We start from the raw sequence: 26,490 nt of genomic DNA, 5'->3' as shown, positions 1-26,490 counted from the left end.
CGCCCTAACGGCGCCAGTATTCGGGCGAGACCAGCGCCAGGATCGCCAGGGTCTCGACCCGGCCGACGATCATCGCACCGGCCAGCACCGCCTTGGTCAGCCCCGGCAGCCCGGCCCAGCCCGCCCAGGGCGCCCCCGCCATGCCGGCCGAGCCCTGGAAGGTCGGCGTCAGCGGAATCGCGCCGGCCAGCGGCCCGGTATTGGTCAGCGCCGCGATGGACAGGATCGTCGCCGAATCGAATTCGACCCGCTGCAGCGAGATCAGCATGACCGTCACCGCGATGGAGCTGGCGAAGAGCATGAAGAAGATGAAGGCGAGATAGGCGCCCTCGCGCCGCAGCCGCCGCGCCATCAGCCCGCCGCCCCCGACCGAGCTGGGATGCACGATCCGCTCCAGCTCGCGCTCGGAATGGCGCGCGAGGGCATAGACCCGCAGGAGCTTGACCCCGCCCGCCGTGGTGGCGACGCCGCCGCCCATCATCGCCAGCCCCGCCAGCATCAGCCCCGGCGAGCTGAGCCCCGACCAGTTGCGCGCCCCCTGCCATTCGACCGAGTTCCAGCCGGTGGTGGTCAGATAGCTCAGCCCGTTGAAGATCCCGCCCCAGGCGGCCGAAGCGGCGCTGTCCAGCGTGCCGAGCACCCCCATGCCGCCCTCGGGCGAGACGCCGATGGCGCCGGCGAAATGCCGCGCGAACAGCACGACCGAGACCAGCAGCACCACGCCGGCGGCCATCTGCAGCTCGGGATCCCCGGCCCAGCTCTCGCTGGCCCTGAGCTCGCCGCCGCCCGGCCAGAACCGGCGCGACAGCGCCGGGATCAGGAACAGGAAGATGACCACCTCGCCGGCGATGCCGCTGCCCTGCCCGGCCGGGCCGCCCACCGGGCTGATGCCGCTGGTCGACAGCGTGCCCATGGCACGGGTCAGCGCCACCAGACCGGTTTCGCCCAGCATCAGCAGCAGCATCCACATCAGCAGCGTCAGCCCGGCATAGACCGGCAGCACCACCCGCCCCGCCCGCATCACCCGATGCGCCGGATCGGCCAGCTCGGTCTGGAAGGCGGGATGGGTCAGCGGGGCCAGGGCGTCCGGGCCCTCGGCCGAGCGCGGCAGGCGCTCGAACCGCTCGCTGCGGCCATAGGGCGAGGACATGATCTCGAACCCGCCGACCCGCAGCGGCGCCAGCAGCGCGATGGCCGCGACCAGCATGAACAGCCCGCCCAGCCAGCCGACCAGCGCCCGCCACAGATGCAGCGGCGCCGGCAGCAGCTCGGGGGAATAAAGCGAGGCGCCGGTGGTGGTCAGGCAGGAGATCATCTCCCACCAGGCGTTGAAGAACCCGGTATCGGGCAGGGCCAGGGCGAAGGGCACCGCCAGCATGGCCGGCAGCAGCGCCATGGTGCCCAGCATGGTCAGAAGCACGCTGCGCGCCCGCGGCCCCTCGGGCGTGCCGGCGGTGGCGATGCCCAGGATCGCCGCCAGCAGCACGAACAGCCCCGCCGCGCCCAGGAAGATCGAGCCGATCTTGTGGCTGTCCTGCGCATGGGCGTAAAGCCCCGGCAGCACCATGGCCAGCGCCCCGATCCCCCCCAGGAGCACGATCAGCGGCAGGCGCAGCAGGAGCTTCATGCCGACGCCTCAGAAAAAGTCGATCGAGACCTGCAGCAGGCGCTCGACCTCGGGGATGTCGGAGGTCAGGGCGAAGATCACCACGATGTCGCCCTCCTCGATGCGCAGGTCGCCCGTCGGCTTGATCACGCGCTCGCCCTTGCGCACCGCGCCCATCAGCGCGCCTTCGGGGAATTCGATGTCGCGCACCGCCCGGCCGGCGATGGGCGAGGTGGACAGGACCTGCGCCTCGATCACCTCGGCCTCGGCATCGCCGATGGAATAGATGTCGCGCACCCGGCCGTGCCGGATATGGCGCAGGATGGTCGAGACGGTGCTGGCGCGCGGATTGATGAAGGCGTCGATGTCCAGCGGCTCCATCAGCGACATCAGCGTCGGATCGTTGACCAGCGAAATCGCCAGCTTGGCGCCGGCCTGCTTGGCGCGCACCGCGGCCAGGATATTGGTCTTGTCGTCGTCGGTGATGGCCAGCACCGCATCGGCGCGCGGCACGGCCGCCTCCTCCAGCAGCTCGGCCGAAAGCCCGTCGCCGTTCAGCACGATGGTGCGGTTCAGCGCGTCGGCCGCATCCTCGGCCCGGGCGCGGCTGCGCTCGATCAGCTTGACGCGGATGCGCTCGGGCCGCGCCTCCAGCGCCTGGGCCACGGCAAGGCCGACATTGCCGGCGCCGATGATGACCACGCTTTCCTGCTTGGCCATGGGCTTGCCGAAGATCTCCAGCGTGCGCGGCACGTCCTCGGCCAGGGTGAAGACATAGACCTGGTCGCCCTCGAACAGCTGGTCGCCCGGCTCGGGGGCGAAGAGCTTGCCGCCGCGCCGCACGCCGCTGACGATGGCGCTGAGGCTGATGAACATGTCGTTGAGCTGGCGCAGCGGCGTGTTCAGCACCGGGCTGTCCGGCTCCAGCAGGATGCCCAGCAGGTGCAGCCGGCCCTCGAGAAAGGTCTCGGCATCGAAGGTCGAGGGCGCCGAGAGCCGCTGGATCGCCGCCCGCGCCACCTCGCGCTCGGGGCTGATGACCACGTCGATGGGCAGGTGGTCGGTGCGGTAGAGATCGGAATAGATCGCATCCAGATAGGCCGAGCTGCGCAGCCGGGCGATCTTGCGCGGCACCTGGAAGACGGAATGCGCGACCTGGCAGGTGACCATGTTCACCTCGTCGGAATGGGTCGCGGCGATGATCAGGTCGGCGTCGCGCGCCCCGGCGCGGTCCAGCACGTCGGGATGGCTGGCAAAGCCGGTGACGCCCTGCACGTCCAGCGCATCGGTGGCGCGCCGGACCAGCTCGGCATTGGTGTCGATGATGGTGACGTCGTTCCGCTCGCCCGCCAGATGGCGCGCGATATGCCAGCCGACCTGCCCCGCCCCGCAGATGATGATCTTCATTCCGGCCCCGGTCCATGCCCTTCGTGAAGCGCGATCCTATCGCGCGGCGCGGGCGACGGATACAGCGAAAACATCAGGGCCACCCGTGCAGCCGCAGCGCCTGTCCCACCGCCGCATGAGTATTTGGAAACACCGCCGCATGAGTATTTGGAAAACGGTGAAGCGGTTAGGCTTTTCTTAACCTCGCCCCTGTAGACAGACCATGCGGTACAGGCTGGAGAGCCGATGACCGCAAACGGTGAAAGCGCCCCGGGTCGCCCTGGAGTGATCTGCAGAACTCCCGGTGATCCGGGGCGCAGCATCTGCCATTCACCGTTTTCCAAATACTCATGCGACCGCGCCACCGGCGCGGGTCCGCCGTCATTTCCCCATCAGCTCCTCCTCGACGCGCATCCCGCCGACGACGCCCAGCGACTTCAGCTTGCGGTGCAGGGCCGAGCGTTCCATGCCGACGAATTGCGCCGTGCGGCTGATATTGCCACCGAAGCGGTTGATCTGCGCCAGCAGGTATTCCCGCTCGAAGAGCTCGCGCGCCTCGCGCAGCGCCAGGCTGGTGATCTGCGGGCCAAGCGCCAGGGCCTCGCCGGTGCTGGCGCCGCCGTTCTGGGTTTCCAGCTCGGCGGGCTGGATCGGCCCGGTGCCGTCGCCCAGGATCAGCACCCGCTCGATCACGTTGCGCAGCTGGCGGATATTGCCCGGCCAGTTCATCGCCTGCAGCGCCGCGCAGGTTTCCTCGGGCAGGGCGCGCAGCGGCAGGCCCTGACCGGCATGGAAGCTCTCGATGAAATGTTCGGCCAGCATCGGGATGTCGTCGCGGCGGTCGGCCAGCGACGGCACCGGCACCGGCACCACGTTCAGCCGGTCGTAGAGTTCCTGGCGGAAGCGGCCGGCGGCGATCTCGGCCGCGAGGTCGCGGTTGGTCGAGGAAATCACCCGCAGGTCGACCCGCACCTTGTCGGTGCCGCCGGAACGCTGGAACTGCTGCTCGGTCAGCACCCGCAGGATCTTGGGCTGGGTGCCCAGCGGCATGTCCGCCACCTCGTCGAAATAGATCACCCCGCCATGCGCCTGCTCCAGCAGCCCCGGCTCGATGCCGCGCTCGGGGGTCTCGCGGCCGAAGAGCACCTCCTCCATGTGGTCGGGCTCGATGGTGGCGCAGGGCACGGTGACGAAGGGCTCGCGCGCCCGCGGGCTGTGGGCGTGGACATAGCGCGCGGCGATCTCCTTGCCCGCCCCCGGCTCGCCGGTCAGCATCACCCTGCCGTTCGATTTCGCCACCTTGTCGAGCTGTTCGCGCAGCCGGCGGAAGGGCGCGGAATTGCCCAGCATCTCGGAGGCCCGCGCCTCGCCGCGCTTGAGCGTCGAGTTCTCGCGCCGCAGCCGCGCCGTCTCCATGGCGCGGCGGATCACCACCAGCAGCTGGTCGATGTTGAAGGGCTTCTCGATGAAGTCGTAGGCGCCCTGCTTGATCGCCGCCACCGCGATCTCGATATTGCCGTGGCCCGAGATGATGACCACCGGCACGTCGGGATTGTTGCGCTTGACCTGCTTGAGGATGTCGATCCCGTCCATCTTGCTGTCCTTGAGCCAGATGTCGAGGATCATCAGCGCCGGCTCGGCCGCGTTCAGCTCGGCCACCGCCTGGTCGGAATTGGCGGCGAGGCGGGTCGAGAAGCCCTCGTCGCGCAGGATGTCGGAAATCAGCTCGCGGATGTCCCGCTCGTCATCGACAATCAGAATATCGCTCATTTGAATGCTTCCTGCTCGTGTTTGTGGCGGCGCGCGGACAGGCGCACCGGCTGGCGCTCGCGCGGCAGGCGGATCTCGGCCATGGCGCCGCGTCCTTCGGGGGCGTCGGTCAGCATCAGGCTGCCGCCGTGTTCCTCGACGATCTTCTTGACGATCGGCAGGCCGAGCCCGGTGCCGCCGGGTTTCATGGTGACATAGGGTTCGAAGAGCCGGGTGCGGTCCTGGGGCAGGCCCGGGCCGTTGTCGGTGATGCGGATGGTCACCGCATCGGGGGCCACGCGCAGCATGACCCGGACCTGCGGCTGCCAGCCCTCGGGCGGGTCGGCGCGCAGCTCGTCCAGCGCCTCGCCGGCGTTCTTCAGCAGGTTGGTGAAGACCTGCCGCATCATGCCGGCATCGGCATCGACGATCACCGGCTCGTCGGGGATATCCGAGACGAGAGCGCCCTGAAGCGCGTCGCGCTGCATCAGCTCGGCATCGCGCAGGAGCTTGGCGATGTCGGTTTCCTTGCGGTCGGGTTCCGGCATGCGGGCGAAGCGGCTGAACTCGTCGACGATGCGGCGCAGGTCGTTGGTCTGGCGGATGATGACCTCGGTATATTGCTCCAGGGCCTCGCGCTCCTCGCCGGCGATGGGGCCGAACTTGCGCTTCAGCCGCTCGGCCGAAAGCTGGATCGGGGTCAGCGGGTTCTTGATCTCATGCGCGACGCGGCGGGCGACGTCGCCCCAGGCCGCCATGCGCTGCGCCGACACGAGGTCGGTCACGTCGTCCAGCGCCACGACATAGCCTTCCAGCCCCCCGGCGGCGCCGCGGCGGATCGCCATGCGCACCAGCAGGCTTTCGACGCGGCCCTCTCGGGTCAGGCGGATCTCGTCCTGCACCGATTCGTTGACCGATTGCGACAGGCGCTCGAACAGCGGCGCGAATTCCGGCACCGCCTCGGACAGCAGCCGGTCATGCGCCGTCGCCGGATCGAGGCCCAGGAGCCGCGCCGCCGAACGGTTCAGGAAGTCGATCTCTCCCGCCGCATCGAGGCCGATCACCCCGGCGGTGACCGAAGAGAGCACGGAATCGAACAGCCGGCGCTGGTCGTCGGCGGCGCGGTAGCTCTCCACCAGCTCCTGGCGCTGCTGCTTCAATTGCCGGGTCATGCGGTTGAAGCTTTCGCCCAGGGTCTGGATCTCGTCGCCGGTGTCGGGGGCGGGGATCTGGAAGTCCAGATTGCCCTCGCCCACCTGTTCGGAGGCCTCGGCCAGCCGGCCGATGGGCCGCGACAGCCGGTCGGCGAACCACAGGCCCAGCCACATCGCCGCCGCCACCAGAAGCAGCGCAAAGCCCAGATAGAGCAGCGAGAACTCGAACAGCACCCGGCCGCGCTCCTGCTCCAGCCGCTGGTATTCGCCGACGGTCTGGCGGGTGTCGTCCAGAAGGCCCAGCAGGCTGCCGTCCACGTCGCGGGTGACGTAGAGATAGCGGTCGGCCAGCGGCGCCAGCGGCACCAGGGCGCGGAACTCGTTGTTCTGCCAGTCCTCGATCAGCACCAGCCCGCGGGTCGCCGCCTCGTCGAACTGGGCGGGGCCGGGCTGTTCATACCAGAACTGATAGCTGCGCTCGCCCCGGGCGCGGATGGTGCCGCGGCCGTCGATGATATAGGCCTCGCGCAGCCCGCGCTGGATCAGCGCCTGAAACTGGCCCAGCAGCAGCCGCAGCTCGCCGTCGTCCAGCATCGGGTTGCGCCGCGCCTCTTGCGTCAGCGCCCCGGCCAGCAGCTTGGCGTCATTGGTCAGGTCGCGGCGATGTTCGTCCTGATAGGCCTCGGCGGCCGCCAGCGAGGTCGAGACCACCTGCTGCACGCGGTTGGAGAACCAGCCCTCCAGGCCGATATTCACCGTCAGGCCGGCGAACAGCGCCACCAGCACCGTCGGCACCAGCGCGATGGTGGCGAAGACCCCCACCAGCCGCATGTGCAGCCGCGAGCCCGCCGCCGACTTGCGCCGCGCCGCGACGATCTGCGCCATGCGCGCCACGACAAGCCCGGTCAGCACGATCAGGTAGAGCAGATCGGCCAGCAGCACCAGCCGCAGCAGCGAACCGCCCGAAACGGCATTGGCGAAGGGCCCCATCACCGCGAAGGTCAGCCCCGCCAGCGCCGGACCCAGCAGCACCAGGCCAAGGGTCGCCGCATTGCGATAGAGCCGCAGGCGCCGCAACCGTGCGACGCGTTCCCATGTGCCCCTGGACAGCGTTCCCGCCACCTTGCCCGTCCTCACGGTTTCGCCGCTGTGTCCGCGGCCGTTCTGTGGCCGTTCAGCGACTCTCGCAAGGCCATCTGTGGCCATTTTACATCAGTTTGCGCCGCCGTGTCACCTCGATATTCAGGTCGGTCAGTTTCTTGCGCAGCGTATTGCGGTTGATGCCCAGAAGATCGGCACAACGCAGCTGGTTTCCGCCGGTGGCGTCCAGCGCGATCTCCAGAAGCGGCTTTTCGATCTCGCGCAGGATGCGGTCGTAAAGGCCGGGCGGCGGCAGGTCGTCGCCATGCAGGTCGAAATAGCGTTGCAGGTGCATTTCCACCGATTGCGCCAGCCGCATGTTCGCGGGCTCGCCCAGCGGATTGGCCGAAGCGGCCGCTGGGCCGGCGGCGGTCGCGGCGGCCGGCCGGGCGGCGGGCGCCGCCGCCGGGGCGGGCGGCACGATCGGGCTCGACTCGGCCAGCGCGGCGGCGGCCTCGGCCTCGGTGATCTCGGCCGCGGCGGCGGTCAGGGCCAGGCGGCGCATCAGGTTTTCCAGCTCGCGCACGTTGCCCGGGAAGGGATAGGCGCGGATGAGCGCCGTCGCGCCTTCGGACAGGCTGCGCTGCGGCAGGCCCTGGGCGGCGGCGCGGGCCAGCAGGTGCCGGGCCAGCGGCGGGATGTCGTCCACCCGCGCCCGCAGCGGCGGCACCGTCACCGTCACCCCCGCCAGCCGGTAATACAGGTCCGCCCGCAGCCGGCCCGAGGCCACGTCGGCCTGCGGGTCGGGCCCGGTGGTCGAGACCAGGCGCGGCATCAGGTTGCGGCCGGGACCGACCTCCCAGGCCTCGATCATGCCGATCAGCCGGGCCTGGGCGGCCGTGTCGAAGCCGGCCGGATCCTCGATCAGCAGCGTGCCGCCCTGCGCGCGCTCGGCGGCGCTGTGGATCGTCTCCTCGGACAGGTCGGCCGAGGTCAGCACCACGAAGCCCGCCTCGCGCCGGTCGGAAAGATCGTGGAACGAGCGCGCGACCACGGTCTTGCCCACCCCGGCCTCGCCCGCGATCATCACCGGCAGGTCGGCGTTGAGCACCCGCGCCACCATGCGGAACAGGTTCTGCATGGCCGGGGCATGGCCGATCAGCGGCAGGGCCGGATCGGCGCCGGATTCCGGCGCCGCGGCGGGGGCCGGGGCCGAAGCCGCCGCGGCCGGCTCGGACCTGCGCACGCGCGACAGCGCCTGCCCGGCCCGGGTCATCAGGTCGGGCAGGTCGAAGGGCTTGGGCAGATAGTCGAAGGCCGCCGCCTCGGTGGCGCGGATGGCGGTGACGATGGTGTTCTGGGCCGAGATCACGATCACCGGCAGGTCCGGCCGCGCCTTGCGGATCGCCGGGATCATGTCGATGCCGTTGCCGTCGGGCATCATCACGTCGGTGATGACCAGATCGCCCCGGCCCTCCTCGACCCAGCGCAGCAGCTGCGCCAGCGAGCCGGTGGCATGGACCCGGCAGCCGGCGCGGGTCAGGGCCTGGGTCAGCACCGTGCGGATGGTGCGGTCGTCGTCGGCGATCAGAACGGTGCCGTCCATGGGAAAACCTCAGGCTTTGGGCAGTGAAATGCGGAAAACGGTGCGACCGGGGCGGGATTCCAGCGCGATCCAGGCGCCGTGGTCGGTGATGATCTTGGACACCAGCGCAAGGCCGAGGCCGGTGCCGTTCTCGCGCCCCGAGACGAAGGGCTCGAAGACCTCGTCCAGGATGGCGTCCGGAATGCCGGGGCCGTCGTCCTCGATCTCGATCTGCAGGGGCAGGCTGCGGCCCTGCGGCTCGGCCTCGGTCGGGGCCAGGCGCAGGGTGCCGTCGTAGAAGCTGCGCAGGCGGATGCTGCCGCCCTGCCCCGCCCGGCCGATGGCCTCGGCGGCGTTCTTGACCAGGTTCAGGCAGACCTGCACCAGCTGGTCGGCATCGACCAGCGCCGGCGGCAGCGAGGGGTCGTAATCGGGCACGATGCGCAGCCCCTTGCCGAAGCCCACCGCGGCCGAGCGGCGCACCCGCTCGAGCACGTCGTGGATGTTGACCGCCGCCAGCCGCGGCGCCGAGGTGTCGCCGAAGCGTTCCACCTGGTCCAGCAATTCGACGATGCGGCGCGATTCCGCGACGATCAGGTCGGCAAGGTCGCGGTCCTCGGCCTTGAGGTTCATGCCGATCAGCTGCGCCGCGCCGCGGATGCCGGCCAGCGGGTTCTTGATTTCATGCGCCAGCATCTCGGCCATGCCGATGGCCGAGCGCGCGGCCGAGCGCGCCGCCTGCCCCTGCCCCAGCCGGCCGCCGCCATCGGCGGGCGCCAGCAGGATGACGGTGCCGCCCTCGGGGCTGGGGGCCTGGCCGGCATGGACGGTGGCGATGCGGTCGGTATGCCCGCCCGAGCGGTCGCCGATCTCGAAGCGCACCCCGGCGCGGTTCAGCGCCTCGTGCCCCTCGCGCATGCGCTCCAGGATCGCGCCCAGCCGCGGCACGATGCGCAGCCGCTTGCGCATCTCGGGCCCCTCCAGCGCCTGTCCCAGCGACGAGCGGCAGGAGATGTTCAGGAAAGCCTCGGCCAGGTCGTTCATCGCCGCGATGCGGCCCCGCGCGTCCAGGATGATCGCGGGCAGGGGAAGCGCCGACCAGTTCGGCCCGACCTCTGCCGGGACGAAGCCGCCGCCGGCTTCCATCTCGGGATCGGGCAGCATGTCGGACCTGGCCCGGGCTGTCATGAAGGCACCTCGGTCGCCTGGGCGTTGGCATGGACGGCATCGGCCAGCGCGGCATCGGCATCGCCGAAACCGGCGCGGATCGCGGCCAGCGCCGCCTCGGGCGTGGGCGCGCGCAGAAGCTCGGCGCGGTTCGGGGCGCCGTTCGCCTCGGCATACCAGCCCAGATGCTTGCGGGCGACGCGCAGGCCCAGCTCGCGCCCGTAAAGCGACAGGATGTCGTCGTAATGCTCGGCCACCGCCTCGGCCAGCGCCGCGCCTTGCGGCACCAGCGGCGCGGGCGTGTTCCACAATTCATGCGCGATCTGCGCCAGCTTCCAGGGCGCGCCCTGGGCGCCGCGGCCGACCATGACCGCATCGGCGCCCGATTGACACAGGGCGGCGCGGGCGCTGGCCGCGTCCACCACATCGCCATTGGCGACCAGCGGCGGCCGGCCCGGCAGGTTCGCCACCGCCCGGATCGCCGTCCAGTCGGCGCTGCCGGTATAGAACTGCGCCCGGGTGCGGCCGTGCACGGTCAGCATCCTGACCCCGGCCCCGGCGGCGCGGGCGGCCAGCTCGGGCGCATTCAGGCAATCCGCGTCCCAGCCCAGCCGCATCTTCAGCGTCACCGGCAACTCGGGCACGGCGGCGACCACTGCCTCGACCAGCCCCAGCGCGTGGTCGAGGTCGCGCATCAGCGCCGCCCCCGACAGCCCGCCGGTGACCTTCTTGGCCGGGCAGCCCATGTTGATGTCGACGATCCGCGCGCCCATGCCGGCGACGATTCGCGCGGTTTCCGCCATGGCCCCCGCCTCGCGCCCGGCGATCTGGACCGAGACCGGCAGCGCGCCCTCGGTCAGCGCCTTGGCGCGCACCGCGGCGCGGGTCGAGGGGCGCGGCGTCACCATCTCGGTCGAGGCGACCATCTCGCTGACCATCAGCCCGGCCCCGCCATGGCGCGCCACGGCGCGGCGGAAGGGCAGGTCGGTGATCCCGGCCATGGGCGCCAGGAAGACCGGCGGGCCGAGCCGCGTGGTGCCGAGGGTGATGGGTTCGGGCAATGTCATGGGAGAACTCGTATGCCAGCCGGCGGGAATGCGAAAGAATGCGGCGCATGCCCGGTCGGCAGGCGGTCCTGCCGCGGCGGGTTTTGCCGGTTTTTCGTGCTTGCTGCCTAAATAGGGGGCAGGCGCCGTTTCGTCAAATGTCGCGGAGCTTCAGGCCGGCTGTCGCAACCGCTCTGGCTTGCCGGCGGGTCCGCGGCTAGGCTTGCCGCGCCAGCCTGGGAGTCCGCGATGTTTCTTTCCGTCTTCGACATATTCAAGATCGGAGTCGGCCCGTCCTCGTCCCACACCATGGGGCCGATGGTGGCCGGAGGCCGCTTTCTGGACGCGCTGCGCGGGCAGCCGTTCCGCGCCCACGGGCTGCGCGCCAGCCTGCATGGCAGCCTGGCCTTTACCGGCAAGGGCCATGCCACCGACCGCGCCACCATCCTGGGCCTGGCAGGATTCCTGCCCGAAACCATGGATGCCGAAGCCGCAGAGGCGGCGCTGGAGAAGAACCGCGAGACGAAGGTCCTCTCGCCCCAGGGGCTGGGCGATCTGGCCTTCGACCCGGCGCGCGACCTGATCTTCGACTATGACCGCGCCCTGCCCGGCCATGCCAACGGCATGGTGCTGATGGCGACCGACGCGCAGGGCGACGTGATCTTCCGCGAGGTCTATTACTCGATCGGCGGCGGTTTCGTGATGACCGAGGCCGAGCTGGCGGCGCGCGGCGACGACACCCGCACCGATGCCTCGCCCAAGGTGCCCTTCCCCTTCGCCTCGGCCGCCGAGATGCTGGAAATGGCCGAAAAATCGGGCAAGTCCATCGCCCAGATGAAGCGCGAGAACGAGCGGGTCTTTCGCAGCGATGCCGAGATTTCCGCCGGCATCCGCCGCATCTGGCAGGTGATGCGCGACTGCATGGACCGGGGCCTTGAAGCCCGCGGCATCCTGCCCGGCGGCTTGTCGATCCGTCGCCGCGCCGCCGGCATCCGCGAGGCCCTGCGGGCCGAGGCCGGCATGAACCTGACCGCGCCGCATGTCATCAACGATTGGATGTCGATGTATGCCATGGCGGTGAACGAGGAGAACGCCGCCGGCGGCCAGGTGGTGACGGCGCCGACGAACGGCGCGGCGGGCGTGGTGCCGGCGGTGATCCGCTACTGGCTGGACCACGTTCCGGGCGCCTCCGAGCGTCAGCTGGACGAATTCCTGCTGACCGCCGCCGCCATCGGCGGGCTGATCAAGCACAATGCCAGCATCTCGGGCGCGGAATGCGGCTGCCAGGCCGAGGTCGGCTCGGCCTCGGCCATGGCGGCGGCGGGGATCTGCGCCGCGATGGGCGGCACCGTCACCCAGGTCGAGAACGCCGCCGAGATCGCGCTGGAGCATCACCTGGGCATGACCTGCGACCCGGTGAAGGGGCTGGTGCAGGTGCCCTGCATCGAGCGGAACGGCCTGGGCGCCATCAAGGCGGTCTCGGCGGCCAGCCTGGCGCTGCGCGGGGACGGCCAGCATTTCGTGCCGCTGGACGCCGCCATCGAGACCATGCGCCAGACCGGCCGCGACATGAGCGACAAATACAAGGAGACCTCGCTGGGCGGTCTGGCCGTCAACGTGCCGAACTGCTGAGCCGCGTGCGAAGAATCGCGCAAAACCCGGCTGTGGTGGCCCGCGGGGCCTGTCTGTGCTTGCCCAAGTCCCGGGCTTCCTGTAGCCAATCTGCATAAGCAAAACCCATGGAACCGGGACAGAGCAGATGAAATTCCGTTCGGCATTCGCCGTCCTCTCGATGACTGTGGCCCTTGCCGCCTGCGGCGACCTGCCCTTCCAGAAATCCGACGAGCCCGAGGCGCAGGGCCATTCCGGCCCGCCCAGCGTCTCGCCGCTGGAGCAGCCGATCGAGACCGGCAGCGAGGGCAAGCCCGTCGCCACCGCCGAGGCCAGCACCCTCAACACCGCCATGTTCCGCGCCGCCGGCGCCGGCTGGACCGTGACCGCGGACGACAAGATCGCCGTCTACGAGCGGCCGGGCGCGCGCTCGGTCGGCGTCACCGTGCGCCGCATGGTCTATGGCCGCGGCGTCGAGTTCATCGGCTCGATGAACGGCACGGTCTTCGCGCTGAACATCCAGGCGGCGGAATGCCGGGCGGGCGACCAGAAGACGCCCTTCACCGCGCGGCTGCGCGTCGGCAGCCAGCGGCTGAGCGGCTGCGCGGCGCCCACCGACAGCATGCCCAAGGCCCAGGTCCGCGCCTCCTCGGCGGCGCCGAAGCCCAAGGCCCAGCCGAAGCCGGCGGCGCCGGCGGCGAAACCCGCCGCGACCGAAGCCGAAACCCCGGCGACGGCACCGGCAGCGACCCCGGAGACGGGCCCGGCCACCGACACGCCCGCCACCACGACGCCCGCCACCCCGGCACCGGCAACCACGGCGCCCGAGACCATGCCGCCGGCCCCGACGACGAGCCCGGCCGCGCCCGCCGAGACGCCAGCCGCCGAGACGCCGGCCACCGAGACCCCGGCCACCGGCGCGGGCGCGAGCGAGACCCCGGCGGCGAGCCCCTCGACCCCGCCGGCGGCGGAAGCCCCGGCAGCCAGCGGCGGCGGGTCGGACGCGGCCAGCGGCGTTCCCGCTCCGGCGCTGATCCTGCCCGAGCCGCCCGCCCCCAGCGAATAAGCCGAAAGATCCGGGCGCCGCGCGGACAGGCTCCGCGCGGCGCCGGCCCACCCGCCGCCCCCGCTGCGGGCCACGACCTGAAAGGACCCGCCGATGCGCGCCCATTCGATCCCTACCCGCCGCCTGCTGGCCTCGACCGTGCCGGTGGCGCTTCTTCTGGGTCTCGGCACCAGCCCGGCCCATGCCGATCCGCTGATCGGCAGCCATTTCAACAGCTACGGCCTGCCGGGCGGCATCGACACCCCCAGCGCCGAGGTCCTGCCCGACGCCACGCTGGGCGCCACGCTGTCCTATTCCGACCTGGCGCGGCGCAACACCATGGTGTTCCAGGCCCTGCCCCGGCTGACCGTCGCGCTGCGCTATTCGCGGGTGGAAAGCACGAACGAGGCGCGCGGCTATATCTGGGACCGCAGCTTCGACCTGCGCTATCAGTTCCTGGACGAGGATCCGCATGGCTGGCGTCCGGCGGTGGCCGTCGGCCTGCAGGACTTCATGGGCACCGGCATTTACAGCGCCGAATACCTGGTGGCCACCAAGACGCTGACCCCGCGCCTGCGCGTCAGCGCCGGCCTGGGCTGGGGCCGGCTGGCCAGCACCGGCGGGATCGGCAGCCTTGGCGACCGCCCCGCCCCCGACGAGGGCGAGGGCGGCAAGCCCAATATCGACCAATGGTTCCGCGGCGAGATGGCGCCCTTCGTCAGCGCCAGCTGGCAGGCCACCGACAAGCTGACGCTCACCGCGGAATATTCCGGCGACGACTATGCCTGCGAGACCGGCGATGCCGAGAATTGCCGCCGCCCGATCTGGCTGGATGACAAGGACGCGCTGAAGAACCAGCTGAACCTGGGCTTCACCTATCAGCTGGGCGAGCATTACCAGCTGGGCGGCTATGCCCTGGGCGGCAAGCAGTTCGGGGTGCAGTTCAGCGTGGCGATGAACGCCCGGCAGGCGCCCTATCCCTCGGGGCTGGAAAAGGCCCCGGCCCCGGTCCGGCCGCGCCCGGCGCGGCAGGCCGATCCCGACGGCTGGTCGGGGGCCTGGTCGGCCGATCCGACCGCGCAGCCGGCGATCCAGAAGGCGCTGGGGGATGCCCTGGCCAAGGAAGGCCAGGTGCTGGAAAGCATGGCGCTGGATGCCAACCGGGCCGAGGTCCGCATCCGCAACAACCGCTATATCCAGCAGGCCGAGGCCGTCGGCCGCACGGCGCGGCTGATGAGCCGCGCCCTGCCGCCCTCGGTCGAGACGCTGGTGATCACCTCCTCCGAGGACGGGCTGCCGACCTCTTCGGTGGTGCTGCGCCGCTCGGATGTCGAGCGGCTGGAGAATACCGAGGCGGGGCAGATCGCCAATGCCGCGCAGCTGAGGGACGCCGATCCGCGCCCCGGCAACCTGGTGATGACCCCGGGCCTGTTCCCGCGCTTCAGCTGGGGCCTGAAGCCCTATCTGTCGACCTCGCTCTTCGACCCGGACGATCCGCTCCGCTACGAGATCGGCGCCGAGCTGTCCGGGGAATACGAGCTGACCCCGGGCCTGGTGCTGGCCGGATCGGTGCGCCAGCGCGTGCTGGGCACCACCAGGCAGGAAGCGCCCGGCGGCATGACCCCCGAGGAATACGAGGCGCTGGACAGCGATTACGACGAGAACGGCGTGCCGCGCGTGCGCTCGGACGGCCGGATGTATTCGGGCAACAAGAGCCCCTGGGTCTCCAGCCTGACGCTGGCCTGGTATGCCAAGCCGACCGAGACGGTCTATTCCCGCCTGACCGTGGGCCTGCTGGAGCGCGCCTATGGCGGCGTCTCGGGCGAGGTTCTGTGGTGGCCGGCCAATTCGCCGCTGGCCATCGGCGCCGAGATCAACCGGGTGAGGAAGCGCGATTTCCGCGACACCTTCGCCTTCCGCGACTACGAGACCACGACCGGCCATGTCTCGGCCTATTACGAATTCGGCAACGGCATCACCGCGCAGCTGGATGTCGGCAAGTATCTGGCCGGCGACAAGGGCGCCACGCTGACGCTCAGCCGCGAATTCGCCAATGGCTGGCGCATCGGCGGCTGGGTCACCAAGACCGACATGAGCACCGAGGATTTCGGCGAAGGCTCGTTCGACAAGGGCGTCTCGATCTCGATCCCGCTGGGCTGGGGCACCGGCGATCCCTCGCTGCGCCGCATCGGCGGCGACATCCGCTCGCTGTCGCGCGACGGCGGCTCGCGCCTGCGCGTCGGCGGCAGGCTTTACGACAAGGTCCGCGACAGCCACTCGGGCCAGCTTTACCAGGGTTGGGGGAGGTTCTGGCGATGACCCGGACGAAACGGATACTGCTGGGCGGCCTGCTGCTGGGCGCGCTGGCCGCCTGCGGCAACCAGAGCAACAACGATTCGGTCTTCGGCAAGCTGGCCCAGGCCGCCCGGCAGAGCGTGGCGCAGCGCAATGCCGAGCCCGCCCCGGCCCCCGACCCCTCGGCCATGGCGGCCGAGGCGCTGCGGGTCAATCCCGGCCCGCTGATCCTGGTCGGGCTGGAAAGCGCCGGCAGCACCCAGGTCATGGCCATGACCGGCGAGAATGCCGGCCGCCGCACCTACATGACCAAGAACGAGCAGGCGCTGATCCTGCGCAACGGCATGCTGGCCGGCACGCGCGGGCTGGGCAACGACCTCTCGGTGGCCGAGATGTCCGGCTCGGCCGCGCTGGTTCTGGCCGGCCGCAGCGGCGAGGCGCGGCGGGTGATGCGCTACTGGACCGGAGACGGGCTGGAGCGGCCGCTGCCCCTGGACTGCCGGGTCGGCCCCGGTCCCAAGCCCGGGGTGATGGTGGAACGCTGCCAGGGCTTCGGCCTGACCTTCGAGAACAGCTATCTGGTGCAGGGCGGACGCGCCACGGTTTCGCGCCAATGGATCGGGCCGGCGCTCGGCTATGTGACGATCCAGGAATTGCGGCCCTGACGCGGGCCGCAAGCCGCAAGCCCGAACCGCAGAGGCCCGCCACGCGCGGGCCTTTTCCTTTGCGGCGCTAAAAGGCGGAAGGCCGCGGCCGGAGCCTCTTCAGGACTGGCGCCGGAGCCTGAACCGGCCCCGCAGTGGCAGCCAAGCGCGTGGCCGCAGCCGGGGATCGCGATCCCGGCCCGCTCGCCGGCGCGCGCGGGCCTTTTCATTTGCCCCGATGCGGAGGAATGCCGAAGCCGGAGCTTCAGGGCTCGCGGCCGGGGTCTGGAACCGGCGCTGCAACCACCGCCGAGAGGCGTGGCCGGGACCGGCACCGGCCGAGGCCGGCGCATGAAAAAAGGGCTGACCCGAAAGGCCAGCCCTTTTATCGACGACTGTCGAACCGAAATTATTCGGCCGGGGTCGAGTCATCATCATCGTCATCATCCGACGCGATGGCGGCGATGACACCCAGCAGCAGCAGGGCCGGAACGACGAGGCCGGCATTGGTCGAAGCGGGTTTTTCGTCCACGACAACCGGCTCGACTTCGACGACCGGGGCAACATAGCCACCGGCGAGAGCGGTCGAGGCCGACAGGCCAAGGGCCAGGGCGAAGGTAGCGAATTTGGTCATGATCATGCTCCGTTCAGTACTTTGACGGCTGCCGATTCCGGCAACATCGCTGCGACAGTCGCATAATCCCAAGGACTTGGAAAGCGGTCTTGATCGGGAAAACATGCGCGTCACAGGCAACTGTTGCATATTAGCCAACACCCCTGGCGCTAGGCGGGATGCTGCCGCCGGACCGGCGGAAACCCGCGGGTTTCCGCCAGCGGCGAAATGCAGGTCATTTCCTGCAAAGCACTAAAGTAACAGCATAAATCGCCGCAGAAATCGCCACGATCGAGGGGCCGGCCGGCGTGTCCAGCCACAGGCTGGCCCAAAGCCCGCCCAGCACGGCCACCGCGCCGATGGCGGTGGCGGAACCCGCCATCTGCTCGGGCGTTGCCGAGAATCCGCGCGCCGCCGCGGCCGGCACGATCAGCATGGCCGAGATCAGCAGCGCGCCCACGATGCGAATCGCGATCGCCACCACCAGCGCCAGCGCCAGCGACAGGATCAGCCGCTCGCGCGCCGGGTCGATTCCCGCCGCCATGGCCAGCTCCTCGTTGACCGAGGCGGTCACCAGCCGCTGCCAGCGCCAGACCAGCAGGCCGAGGACCAGCCCGGCGCCGCCCCAGATCCAGGCCAGGTCGGCGCGGGTCACCGCCAGGATGTCGCCGAACAGGAAGGCGTCCAGCCCCACGCGCAGCGAAGGCACGAAGCTGACCGCCACCAGCCCCAGCGCCAGCGCGCTATGCGCCAGCACCCCCAGCACCGTGTCCATGGACTGGCCGCGCCCGGTCAGCTGCGCGACGATCAGCGCCATGGCGACGGCCACCGCCAGCGTGCCCAGATAGATCGGCAGCGAGAAGACGAAGCTCAGCGCCACGCCCAGGATCGCCGCATGCGCGGTCGAATCGCCGAAATAGGCCATTCGGCGCCAGACCACGAAGGACCCCAGCGCCCCGGTCGCCAGAACCAGGCCAAGCCCCGCCAGCACGGCGCGGGTCAGGAAATCGTCAAGCATGGGGCCTCAATGCGAATGGGCGCAGGCCGGGCCGTGGTGGCCCTCTGCGACATGGTCGTGGTCGTGATCGTGGTGATGCTGGTAAAGCGCCAGCGTGCCCTGCGATTCCGCGCCGAACATGGCGCGATAGGCGGGGGCGGCGCTGACCGCCTGCGGCGTGCCCTCGCAGCAGACATGGCCGTTGAGGCACACCACCCGGTCCGAGGCGCGCATGACCACCAGAAGGTCGTGGCTGACCATCAGCACGGCGGCGCGGGTCTCGGCCCGGACCTCCTCGATCAGCTTGTAGAAGGCGACGATGCCGGGCTGGTCCAGGCCCTGCGTCGGCTCGTCCAGCACCAGCAGCTGCGGGTCGCTGAGCAGGGCGCGGGCCAGAAGCACGCGCTGGAACTGCCCGCCCGACAGCTGGGTGATCTGCCGCCTCTCCAGCCCCGGCACGCCGGTCCGCTCCAGCGCCGCGGCGGCCTGGGCATCGCCCACCCGGCGCGGCAGGGACAGGAAGCGGCGCACGGTCATCGGCATGGCGCGCTCGATATGCACGCGCTGCGGGACATAGCCGATGCGCAGCCCCGGTGCCCGCTCGACCCGGCCCGAGGCCAGCGCGACATGGCCCAGAAGCGCCCGCACCAGCGTCGACTTGCCCGAGCCGTTCGGACCGACCACGGTGACGATCTCGGCCGGGCGGATCTGGAAATCGACATGGCTCAGCACCGGCAGGTCGCCGCCATGGCTGACCGACAGGTCGGCCGCGCGGATCAGCGCCGTCACAGGCCGGCCTCGGTGCAGCGGGCGCAAAGGCCCAGCAGCTCGACGGTGCTGCGCTCGATGCGGAAGCCCGAGGCGGCGGCAAGCCGGTCCAGCGCCGCGCGCAGCTCGGGCGCGTCGGCCTCGGCCACCTGCTCGCAGCCGCGGCAGATCAGGAAGGCGGGGGAATGGTCGCGCTCGGCCGACAGGCAGGCGGCATAGGCGTTCAGCCGCTGCACGCGATGCGCAAGCCCCTGCTCGACCAGGAAATCCAGCGCGCGATAGGCGACCGGGGGCTGCTTGCCGAACCCTTCGGCCGACAGCCGCTCCAGCACCTCGTAGGCGCCCATGGCGCGATGCGATTCCAGCAGGATCTCCAGCGCGCGGCGGCGCACCGGGGTCAGGCGCACGCCCTCGGCCTTGGCCTGGTCCTCGGCGCGGCGCAACACGGCGGCGGCGCAATGGGCATGGTCGTGCTCGTGGAACGGGTCGGGCGCGGCTTCGGGGTCGGACATGATGTTATATCGTTACATTTCTGCTTGACGGGTTACGATATAACATAAATAACCTGGGCGTTTCTGCAAGCGAGACCGCCATGAACCGATATTCTTTCCTTGTCCTTGCCGCCGCGCTTGGCGCGGGCGCCCTGCCCGCCCGGGCCGAGGTGCCGCGCGTGGTGACCGACATCGCCGTCACCGCCTCGCTCGTCCAGCAGGTGATGGGCGATCTGGGCCAGCCCGAGATCCTGCTGCAACCCGGCGGCGATCCGCACAGCTATCAGCTGCGCCCCAGCCAGGCCCGCAGCCTGCAGGAGGCCGGGCTGCTGGTCTGGGTCGGGCCCCAGCTGACCCCCTGGCTGCAACGGGCGACGACCAGCCTTGGCGCGCCGGACGAGGTCGTGACCCTGCTGGACCTGCCCGGCACGCATCGCCGCGACTATGGCGGCGGCGCGGACGACCACGACCACGACCACGACCACGACCACGACCACGACCACAACCACAACCACAACCACAACCACAACCACAACCACAACCACAACCACAACCACAACCACAACCACGACGATGGCGGCGCCGATCATGCCGGGGCGCAAGACGATCACGGCCATGACCACAGCGGCACCGATCCGCATGCCTGGCTGGACCCGGCCAATGGCCGGGCCTGGCTGGACGCCATCGCCGAAGCCCTGTCCCGCCGCGACCCGCAGAATGCCGCCACCTATGCCGCCAACGCCGCCAGGGCGGCCGAGGAGATCGCCGCGCTGGACGCAGAGCTCAAGCTCCGGCTGGCCCCGGCCAAGGGCCGGCGATTCGTGGTCTTCCACGACGCCTATGGCTATTTCACCGCGCATTATGGGCTGGAGCCGGCCATCGCCGTCAGCCTGGGCGATGCCTCCACCCCCTCGGCGGCGCGGCTCAAGGCGATTCGCGACGAGATCGCCGAAAAGGCCGCCATCTGCGCCTTTCCCGAGGCGAATCACGACCCGAGGCTGATCGCCGCCGTCACCGAGGGCAGCGCCGCCCGGCAGGGCGCGCCACTGGATCCCGAGGGCAGCGGCTCGGCCCCCGGACCGCAGCTCTATGCCGAGATCCTGCGCGGCATGGGCGAGGCGCTGGCGGACTGCCTGACGGACGGTTGAAGGGCCGGTGAAACGACACGAGAAAACCGGCAAGGCGGGCGCAAGGCCCGCCTTTTCTCTTTCATAACCGGCGGTTATCCGCGCGCAAAATTCCCGACTATTTTCCTTTGACATCCCTTAGGAAATTTGTCAGGCTACAATCACCGCGACAGAAACGAGGAACTGGACATGACCGCGACCCGCCCCGCCGAATTCACGCGTCCCGGCGTGACCGCCCTGCAGCGCCTTCCCGAATACGATGCCGAAATGCTGACCGCTGGCGGCAACCAGGCGCTGATCGTCCTGGGCGATCAGGTCTACAACCTGCGCATCACCCGCGCCGGCAAGCTTATCCTGACCAAGTGAAGAGCGAGGCGCGGCCCGGCCGGTCCGCATGAGGCCGGCGCGAGGCAGCCGCACCGGATGATCGCCGGAAGGCGGCAGAGCGCGCCGCGCATCGCATCGCCCCAAGGCCGCGCATTGCGCCCTCTGCCCCGAAACGGCGCGATCAGCCGCGCCGCGGGCCTTTTCCCTCTGGTCGCGCTCCCTTCCCGGGGGCGCGACTGGTTTTTGCAGGCCCCGGCCTCGCGCCGGGTTTCGCGCCGGGCTTGAAGGGACGGCCGGGCTTGCTCTCGCCCCGGGGCTTGAAACCGCCCTCGGGCTTGTCGCCGCGCGGCTTGAAGCCGCGCCCGCCCTCGGCGGCTTTCGCGCCGCCCTTGAAGCCGGGCTTGCCGCCGCGCGGCGGCCGGTCGCCGTCGCGCCGCGCCTCGTCGCGCGGTCCCTTGCCGAAGGGCTTGCGCGCGCCCTCGCGGGCCGGCTTGCCCTCGCTATCCGCACGCCGCGCGAAGGGTTTGCGATCGCCATCCTCACGCTTGGCGAAGGGACGCGCACCGTCTTCACGCCTGGCGAAGGGCTTGCGGTCGCCCTCGGCACGCCTGGCGAAGGGTTTGCGATCCCCCTCCTCGCGGCGGACAAAGGGCTTGCGGTCGCCCTCTTCGCGGCGGACAAAGGGCTTGCGATCCCCTTCGGCGCGCGGCTTGCGCGGCCGGGCATCGCCCTCGGCCGGCCTGGCGGCGCCCCGCTCCCGGAAGCTGCGCGGCTTTTCCTCGGTCTCGCCGGTCAACAGCCCGCCCAGCTGGTCGCGCAGCACCTTGCGCTTGACCTCGCGGACCTCGTTCTCCTCCAGCCCGGTCAGCTTGAAGGGGCCGTAGCCGATGCGGATCAGCCGGTTCACGATCAGCCCGACATGGGCCATGGCACGGCGGATCTCGCGGTTGCGACCCTCGCGGATGCCGACGGTCAGCCAGGCATTGGCGCCCTGCTGGCTGTCGAGGCTGATCTCCATCGGCGCGAAATCCTCGCCGTCGATGGTGACGCCGCGGCGCAAGGGCGCGAAGGTCAGGTCGTTGGGCTGGCCGTTCACCCGCACGCGATAGCGGCGCAGCCAGCCGGTGGTCGGCAGTTCCAGCCGGCGCTTGAGCTCGCCGTCATTGGTCAGCAGCAGCAGCCCCTCGGAATTCAGGTCCAGCCGGCCCACGGTCATCACCCGCGGCAGGTCGCGCGGCAGGGCGTCGAACACCGTCTGCCGCCCCTTCTCGTCCGAGGTCGAGGTGACGAGGCCCAGGGGCTTGTAATAGAGCCACAGCCGCGTCTCCTGCGGCTCGTCCAGCGGCTTGCCGTCGACGCGGATCCTGTCGGCGGGGGTCACGTCCAGCGCCGGGCTGTCGATCTTCTTGCCGTTCACCGTCACCCGGCCTTCCAGGATCATGCGCTCGGCCTCGCGGCGCGAGGCGACGCCGGCGCGGGCCATCACCTTGGCGATGCGGTCGGCCTGCGGATTCGGGGCGGTTTCGGGGCTGTCTTCGGTCATGGCGGTCTCCTGCGCATCGCTGCGGTGGCAAAGTCGGCAATCTACGGGCACGGCCGCGGAAAGGAAAGTGCGGAGTGGGGCTTTGCCCCCCCTCGTCGCTGCGCTCCTCACCCCCCAGGATATTTATGCAAGAAAGAAGCCGGGGCCGGAGGGGGGACGGCAGCCCCGGCTTCTTTCTTGCATAAATATCCATTCTTGCGGGACGCGGCACGGCGGGCCAGAAGGGGGCATGACATTCGCCTCTTGCATGCCCGCGGCCTTGGACGAAGCCCGCGCCGCCGCCCGGCGCGGCGAGGTGCCGGTCGGCGCGGTGCTGGTGGGCGCGGACGGGACCGTGCTGGCCCGCGCCGGCAACCGCACCCGCGAGATGCGCGACCCCACCGCCCATGCCGAGATCCTGGCGATCCGCGCCGCCTGCGCCGCCCTCGGGTCGGAACGGCTGCCGGGGGCGCGGCTCTGGGTGACGCTGGAACCCTGCCCGATGTGCGCCGCCGCCATTTCCGCGGCGCGGATCGCGGTGCTCTATTACGGTGCCGATGACCCGCGCATGGGCGGCGTGCGCCATGGCGCGCGGGTCTTCGACCATCCGCAATGCCACCACCGGCCAGAGATCGTGGACGGCATTTCGGCAGAAGAATCGCGCCGGCTGCTGCAAGAATTCTTTCGCGAACGCCGGTGAAATGAGAAAACCCGCGTCATGAAAACGTCGCGAAGGGTGCTTGCGCTGCACCGCAGCATGGATAGGATGCCCGCCGGGCGAACATGGGGGGACTGATGTTCCGAAAGATTCTTATTGCGAACCGTGGCGAGATTGCGATCCGCGTGATGCGGGCTGCGAACGAGCTTGGGAAGAAGACGGTTGCGGTCTATGCCGAGGAAGACAAGCTGAGCCTGCACCGCTTCAAGGCGGACGAGGCTTACCGCATCGGCGGCGGCCTGGGGCCGGTGGCGGCCTATCTGTCCATCCCCGAGATCATCCGCGTCGCGAAGGAATCCGGCGCCGATGCCATCCATCCGGGCTATGGGCTGCTCAGCGAGAACCCCGATTTCGTCGATGCCTGCACCGCGGCGGGGATCGCCTTCATCGGGCCGAGCGCCGACACCATGCGGGCGCTCGGCGACAAGGCCTCGGCGCGGCGCGTGGCGATCCAGGCCGGCGTGCCGGTGATCCCGGCCACCGAGGTGCTGGGCGAGGACATGGAGGCGATCAAGGCCGAGGCCGCCGAGATCGGCTATCCGCTGATGCTCAAGGCCAGCTGGGGCGGCGGCGGGCGCGGCATGCGGCCGATCATGGGCCCCGAGGAGCTGCCCGAGAAGGTGCGCGAGGGCCGGCGCGAGGCCGAGGCCGCCTTCGGCAACGGCGAGGGCTACCTGGAAAAGATGATCCTGCGCGCCCGCCATGTCGAGGTGCAGCTGCTGGGCGACGGTCATGGCGGGCTCTACCATCTTTATGAACGCGACTGCACCGTGCAGCGCCGCAACCAGAAGGTCGTGGAACGCGCCCCGGCGCCCTACCTGACCCCCGAACAGCGCGCCGAGGTCTGCGAGCTGGCGCTGAGGATCGGCCGCGCCGTCGGCTACCGCAACGCCGGCACCGTCGAGTTCCTGATGGATATGGACAGCCAGCAGTTCTACTTCATCGAGGTGAACCCGCGCGTCCAGGTCGAGCATACCGTGACCGAGGAGGTCACCGGTATCGACATCGTGCAAAGCCAGATCCTGATCGCCGAGGGCGCGACGCTGGCCGAGGCCACCGGCGTCGCCGCGCAGTCCGACGTGCATCTGAACGGCCACGCCCTGCAATGCCGGGTCACGACCGAGGATCCGCTGAACAACTTCATCCCGGATTACGGCCGCATCACCGCCTATCGCTCGGCCACCGGCAACGGCATCCGGCTGGACGGCGGCACCGCCTATTCCGGCGGCGTCATCACCCGCTATTACGATTCTCTGCTGGTCAAAGTCACGGCCCATGCCCAGACGCCCGAGAAGGCCATCGCGCGGATGGACCGGGCGCTGCGCGAGTTCCGGGTGCGCGGCGTGGCGACGAATATCGAATTCGTCATCAACCTCTTGAAGCACCCGACCTTCCTCGACGACAGCTATACGACCAAGTTCATCGACACCACGCCGGACCTGTTCGCGTTCCGCAAGCGCCGCGACCGGGCGACGAAGCTCCTGGTCTATATCGCCGACATCACCGTGAACGGCCATCCCGAGACCGCCGGCCGGCCGCTGCCGCCGGCCGAGGCGCGCATCCCGGTGCCGCCGCCCGCCAAGGCCGAGCCGGCGCCGGGGACAAGGCAGCTTCTGGAGGAACACGGGGCGAAAGCCGTCGCCGACTGGATGCTGGACCAGAAGCGGCTGCTGATCACCGACACCTCGATGCGCGACGGCCACCAGAGCTTGCTCGCGACGCGGATGCGGTCCATCGACATGATCCGGGTGGCGCCGGCCTATGCCGCGAACCTGCCCGGCCTCTTCTCGGTCGAATGCTGGGGCGGCGCGACCTTCGACGTCGCCTATCGCTTCCTGCAGGAATGCCCCTGGCAGCGGCTGCGCGACATCCGCGCCCGCATGCCCAACCTGATGACGCAGATGCTGCTGCGGGCTTCCAACGGCGTCGGCTACACCAACTATCCCGACAACGTGGTGCAGGAATTCGTCCGCCAGGCGGCGAAGACCGGGGTGGACGTGTTCCGGGTCTTCGACAGCCTGAACTGGGTCGAGAACATGCGCGTCGCCATGGATGCGGTGATCGAAAGCGGCAAGATCTGCGAGGGCACGATCTGCTATACCGGCGACCTGCTCGATCCGGCGCGCGCGAAATACGACCTGCACTATTACCTGAAGATGGCGCGCGAGCTGCGCGACGCCGGCGCGCATGTGCTGGGGCTGAAGGACATGGCGGGGCTGCTGAAGCCCGCCTCGGCCTCGATTCTGGTCCGCGCGCTGAAGGAGGAGATCGGCCTGCCGGTGCATTTCCACACCCATGACACCGGCGGCATTGCCGGCGCCTCGATCCTGGCCGCGGCCGAGGCCGGGGTGGATGCGGTGGACTGCGCCATGGACGCCTTTTCCGGCAATACCTCGCAGCCCTGCCTGGGCTCGGTGGTCGAGGCGCTGCGCCACACCGATCGCGACACCGGGCTGGATATCGAGGCGATCCGCCGGATCTCGAACTACTGGGAGGCGGTGCGCGAGCACTATGCCGCCTTCGAGAGCGGGTTGCAGGCCCCGGCCTCGGAGGTCTGGCTGCACGAGATGCCCGGCGGCCAGTTCACCAATCTCAAGGCCCAGGCGCGCTCGCTCGGCCTTGAGGACCGCTGGCACGAGGTCGCCCAGGCCTATGCCGAGGTGAACCGGATGTTCGGCGACATCGTCAAGGTCACGCCCAGTTCCAAGGTGGTGGGCGACATGGCGCTGATGATGGTGGCCCAGGGCCTGACCCGGGCGCAGGTCGAGGATCCGAATGTCGAGGTCTCCTTCCCCGATTCGGTCGTCGACATGATGAAGGGCAACCTGGGCCAGCCGCCCGGGGGCTGGCCCGCGGCCTTGCAGAAGAAGGTCCTGAAGGGCGAGGCGCCGCTGACCGCCCGCCCCGGCGCGGCCATGCCGCCGGTGGATATCGAGGCCACCCGCGCCGACCTGATCCGCCAGCTGGAAGGCAAGGCGGTCGATGACGAGGACCTGAACGGCTATCTGATGTATCCCAAGGTCTTCCTCGACTACATGGGCCGGCACCGGCAATACGGCCCGGTGCGGACGCTGCCGACGCGGACCTTCTTCTACGGCATGGAGCCGGGCGAGGAGATCGAGGCCGAGATCGACCCCGGCAAGACCTTGGAGATCCGGCTGCAGACCGTGGGCGAGACCGACGAGAAGGGCGAGGTCAAGGTCTTCTTCGAGCTGAACGGCCAGCCGCGGGTGATCCGGGTGCCGAACCGGCTGGTGAAATCGCAGACCGCCGCCCGTCCCAAGGCCGACCCCGCGAACGAGGGCCATCTCGGCGCCCCCATGCCCGGCGTCGTCGCCTCGGTCGCGGTGACGCAGGGGCAGAAGGTCAACCCCGGCGACCTGCTGCTGACCATCGAGGCGATGAAGATGGAAACCGGCATCCATGCCGACAAGCCAGGCGTGGTGAAAGCCCTCCACGTCAGGCCGGGAGAGCAGATCGACGCCAAGGATCTCATGGTCGAGATGGAGTGACGACAGGGGCGCCCAAGGGCGCCCCTTCCCGTCGCGAACCGGCCGGA

20 protein-coding genes are annotated in these 26,490 nt (G+C 70.1%); 8 read left to right on the top strand and 12 right to left on the bottom strand.

Annotation, left to right across the window (positions count from 1 at the left end; all coding sequences use genetic code 11):
* Positions 1–4 precede the first annotated feature (4 nt).
* The 7 genes from LOS78_RS12065 to dusB form a co-directional block, all read right to left on the bottom strand.
* A complete protein-coding gene (locus LOS78_RS12065) occupies positions 5–1,627 on the bottom strand; it encodes a potassium transporter TrkG (protein WP_028712250.1) in 1,623 nt (540 codons plus the stop codon).
* 9 nt (positions 1,628–1,636) lie between these two features.
* Positions 1,637–3,013: a Trk system potassium transporter TrkA gene (trkA, locus tag LOS78_RS12060; RefSeq protein ID WP_028712251.1), complete on the bottom strand. Its 1,377-nt coding sequence runs from the start codon at positions 3,011–3,013 to the stop codon at positions 1,637–1,639.
* Positions 3,014–3,373: 360 nt separating this feature from the next.
* A complete protein-coding gene (locus tag LOS78_RS12055; RefSeq protein ID WP_230378381.1) occupies positions 3,374–4,762 on the bottom strand; it encodes a sigma-54 dependent transcriptional regulator in 1,389 nt (462 codons plus the stop codon).
* Positions 4,759–7,017: an ATP-binding protein gene (locus tag LOS78_RS12050; RefSeq protein WP_371824725.1), complete on the bottom strand. Its 2,259-nt coding sequence runs from the start codon at positions 7,015–7,017 to the stop codon at positions 4,759–4,761. The genes LOS78_RS12055 and LOS78_RS12050 overlap by 4 nt, the downstream gene beginning before the upstream one ends.
* Before the next feature lie 85 nt (positions 7,018–7,102).
* Positions 7,103–8,581, bottom strand: coding sequence for a sigma-54 dependent transcriptional regulator (locus LOS78_RS12045; RefSeq protein ID WP_028712254.1), 1,479 nt, complete (start codon positions 8,579–8,581; stop codon positions 7,103–7,105).
* Between the two features lie 9 nt (positions 8,582–8,590).
* A complete protein-coding gene (locus LOS78_RS12040; RefSeq protein ID WP_036697727.1) occupies positions 8,591–9,748 on the bottom strand; it encodes a nitrogen regulation protein NR(II) in 1,158 nt (385 codons plus the stop codon).
* Positions 9,745–10,794: a tRNA dihydrouridine synthase DusB gene (gene dusB, locus LOS78_RS12035; protein WP_230378380.1), complete on the bottom strand. Its 1,050-nt coding sequence runs from the start codon at positions 10,792–10,794 to the stop codon at positions 9,745–9,747. The genes LOS78_RS12040 and dusB overlap by 4 nt, the downstream gene beginning before the upstream one ends.
* Before the next feature lie 228 nt (positions 10,795–11,022).
* Here dusB and LOS78_RS12030 point away from each other — a divergent pair, with 228 nt between their 5' ends.
* The 4 genes from LOS78_RS12030 to LOS78_RS12015 all read left to right on the top strand — a co-directional run bounded on the left by LOS78_RS12030 (position 11,023) and on the right by LOS78_RS12015 (position 16,389).
* Positions 11,023–12,405, top strand: a complete 1,383-nt coding sequence (locus LOS78_RS12030) for an L-serine ammonia-lyase (protein WP_230378379.1) — start codon at positions 11,023–11,025, stop codon at positions 12,403–12,405.
* A gap of 127 nt (positions 12,406–12,532) precedes the next feature.
* Complete coding sequence (locus tag LOS78_RS12025) at positions 12,533–13,450, top strand: hypothetical protein (RefSeq protein WP_230378378.1); 918 nt, start codon at positions 12,533–12,535, stop codon at positions 13,448–13,450.
* Between the two features lie 93 nt (positions 13,451–13,543).
* Positions 13,544–15,748 (top strand): YjbH domain-containing protein, encoded by a 2,205-nt coding sequence (locus LOS78_RS12020; RefSeq protein WP_230378377.1) that lies wholly within the window; start codon positions 13,544–13,546, stop codon positions 15,746–15,748.
* Entirely contained in the window at positions 15,745–16,389 is a 645-nt protein-coding gene (locus LOS78_RS12015; protein ID WP_036697730.1) for a YjbF family lipoprotein, read from the top strand. The genes LOS78_RS12020 and LOS78_RS12015 overlap by 4 nt, the downstream gene beginning before the upstream one ends.
* A gap of 388 nt (positions 16,390–16,777) precedes the next feature.
* On the opposite strand, the gene LOS78_RS12010 is transcribed toward LOS78_RS12015, so the two are convergent.
* The 4 genes from LOS78_RS12010 to LOS78_RS11995 all read right to left on the bottom strand — a co-directional run bounded on the left by LOS78_RS12010 (position 16,778) and on the right by LOS78_RS11995 (position 19,258).
* A complete protein-coding gene (locus LOS78_RS12010) occupies positions 16,778–17,002 on the bottom strand; it encodes a hypothetical protein (protein WP_371255972.1) in 225 nt (74 codons plus the stop codon).
* 214 nt (positions 17,003–17,216) lie between these two features.
* Positions 17,217–17,999: a metal ABC transporter permease gene (locus tag LOS78_RS12005; protein WP_230378376.1), complete on the bottom strand. Its 783-nt coding sequence runs from the start codon at positions 17,997–17,999 to the stop codon at positions 17,217–17,219.
* A gap of 6 nt (positions 18,000–18,005) precedes the next feature.
* Complete coding sequence (locus tag LOS78_RS12000) at positions 18,006–18,767, bottom strand: metal ABC transporter ATP-binding protein (protein ID WP_230378375.1); 762 nt, start codon at positions 18,765–18,767, stop codon at positions 18,006–18,008.
* Positions 18,764–19,258 carry a Fur family transcriptional regulator gene (locus tag LOS78_RS11995; protein WP_028712264.1) on the bottom strand — a complete coding sequence of 165 codons (495 nt, stop codon included), beginning with the start codon at positions 19,256–19,258 and terminating at the stop codon, positions 18,764–18,766. The genes LOS78_RS12000 and LOS78_RS11995 overlap by 4 nt, the downstream gene beginning before the upstream one ends.
* Before the next feature lie 80 nt (positions 19,259–19,338).
* Between LOS78_RS11995 and LOS78_RS11990 the strand changes: the two genes are divergently transcribed.
* Positions 19,339–20,385: a zinc ABC transporter substrate-binding protein gene (locus tag LOS78_RS11990; protein ID WP_230378374.1), complete on the top strand. Its 1,047-nt coding sequence runs from the start codon at positions 19,339–19,341 to the stop codon at positions 20,383–20,385.
* A 168-nt stretch (positions 20,386–20,553) separates the two neighbouring features.
* Complete coding sequence (gene hemP / locus LOS78_RS11985) at positions 20,554–20,730, top strand: hemin uptake protein HemP (RefSeq protein ID WP_084637789.1); 177 nt, start codon at positions 20,554–20,556, stop codon at positions 20,728–20,730.
* A 142-nt stretch (positions 20,731–20,872) separates the two neighbouring features.
* Here the strand turns inward: hemP and LOS78_RS11980 are convergent, their stop codons facing one another.
* Positions 20,873–22,234 carry a pseudouridine synthase gene (locus LOS78_RS11980; protein WP_230378373.1) on the bottom strand — a complete coding sequence of 454 codons (1,362 nt, stop codon included), beginning with the start codon at positions 22,232–22,234 and terminating at the stop codon, positions 20,873–20,875.
* Between the two features lie 229 nt (positions 22,235–22,463).
* Between LOS78_RS11980 and LOS78_RS11975 the strand changes: the two genes are divergently transcribed.
* Positions 22,464–22,913 carry a nucleoside deaminase gene (locus LOS78_RS11975; RefSeq protein WP_230378372.1) on the top strand — a complete coding sequence of 150 codons (450 nt, stop codon included), beginning with the start codon at positions 22,464–22,466 and terminating at the stop codon, positions 22,911–22,913.
* A gap of 95 nt (positions 22,914–23,008) precedes the next feature.
* Complete coding sequence (locus tag LOS78_RS11970) at positions 23,009–26,443, top strand: pyruvate carboxylase (protein ID WP_230378371.1); 3,435 nt, start codon at positions 23,009–23,011, stop codon at positions 26,441–26,443.
* Positions 26,444–26,490: the final 47 nt, after the last annotated feature.

The organism is Paracoccus sp. MA (assembly GCF_020990385.1).
Taxonomy (GTDB): domain Bacteria; phylum Pseudomonadota; class Alphaproteobacteria; order Rhodobacterales; family Rhodobacteraceae; genus Paracoccus.
This window is presented reverse-complemented; position numbering and strand designations above follow the sequence as displayed.

Excerpts from the sequence above, each read along its gene's own strand:
- LOS78_RS12065 (WP_028712250.1), bottom strand. The coding sequence starts at position 1,627 with ATGAAGCTCCTGCTGCGCCTGCCGCTGATCGTGCTCCTGGGGGGGATC.
- trkA (WP_028712251.1), bottom strand. The coding sequence starts at position 3,013 with ATGAAGATCATCATCTGCGGGGCGGGGCAGGTCGGCTGGCATATCGCG.
- LOS78_RS12055 (WP_230378381.1), bottom strand. The coding sequence starts at position 4,762 with ATGAGCGATATTCTGATTGTCGATGACGAGCGGGACATCCGCGAGCTG.
- LOS78_RS12045 (WP_028712254.1), bottom strand. The coding sequence starts at position 8,581 with ATGGACGGCACCGTTCTGATCGCCGACGACGACCGCACCATCCGCACG.
- LOS78_RS12040 (WP_036697727.1), bottom strand. The coding sequence starts at position 9,748 with ATGACAGCCCGGGCCAGGTCCGACATGCTGCCCGATCCCGAGATGGAA.
- dusB (WP_230378380.1), bottom strand. The coding sequence starts at position 10,794 with ATGACATTGCCCGAACCCATCACCCTCGGCACCACGCGGCTCGGCCCG.
- LOS78_RS12030 (WP_230378379.1), top strand. The coding sequence starts at position 11,023 with ATGTTTCTTTCCGTCTTCGACATATTCAAGATCGGAGTCGGCCCGTCC.
- LOS78_RS12025 (WP_230378378.1), top strand. The coding sequence starts at position 12,533 with ATGAAATTCCGTTCGGCATTCGCCGTCCTCTCGATGACTGTGGCCCTT.
- LOS78_RS12020 (WP_230378377.1), top strand. The coding sequence starts at position 13,544 with ATGCGCGCCCATTCGATCCCTACCCGCCGCCTGCTGGCCTCGACCGTG.
- LOS78_RS12015 (WP_036697730.1), top strand. The coding sequence starts at position 15,745 with ATGACCCGGACGAAACGGATACTGCTGGGCGGCCTGCTGCTGGGCGCG.
- LOS78_RS12010 (WP_371255972.1), bottom strand. The coding sequence starts at position 17,002 with ATGACCAAATTCGCTACCTTCGCCCTGGCCCTTGGCCTGTCGGCCTCG.
- LOS78_RS12005 (WP_230378376.1), bottom strand. The coding sequence starts at position 17,999 with ATGCTTGACGATTTCCTGACCCGCGCCGTGCTGGCGGGGCTTGGCCTG.
- LOS78_RS11995 (WP_028712264.1), bottom strand. The coding sequence starts at position 19,258 with ATGTCCGACCCCGAAGCCGCGCCCGACCCGTTCCACGAGCACGACCAT.
- LOS78_RS11990 (WP_230378374.1), top strand. The coding sequence starts at position 19,339 with ATGAACCGATATTCTTTCCTTGTCCTTGCCGCCGCGCTTGGCGCGGGC.
- hemP (WP_084637789.1), top strand. The coding sequence starts at position 20,554 with ATGACCGCGACCCGCCCCGCCGAATTCACGCGTCCCGGCGTGACCGCC.
- LOS78_RS11980 (WP_230378373.1), bottom strand. The coding sequence starts at position 22,234 with ATGACCGAAGACAGCCCCGAAACCGCCCCGAATCCGCAGGCCGACCGC.
- LOS78_RS11975 (WP_230378372.1), top strand. The coding sequence starts at position 22,464 with ATGACATTCGCCTCTTGCATGCCCGCGGCCTTGGACGAAGCCCGCGCC.
- LOS78_RS11970 (WP_230378371.1), top strand. The coding sequence starts at position 23,009 with ATGTTCCGAAAGATTCTTATTGCGAACCGTGGCGAGATTGCGATCCGC.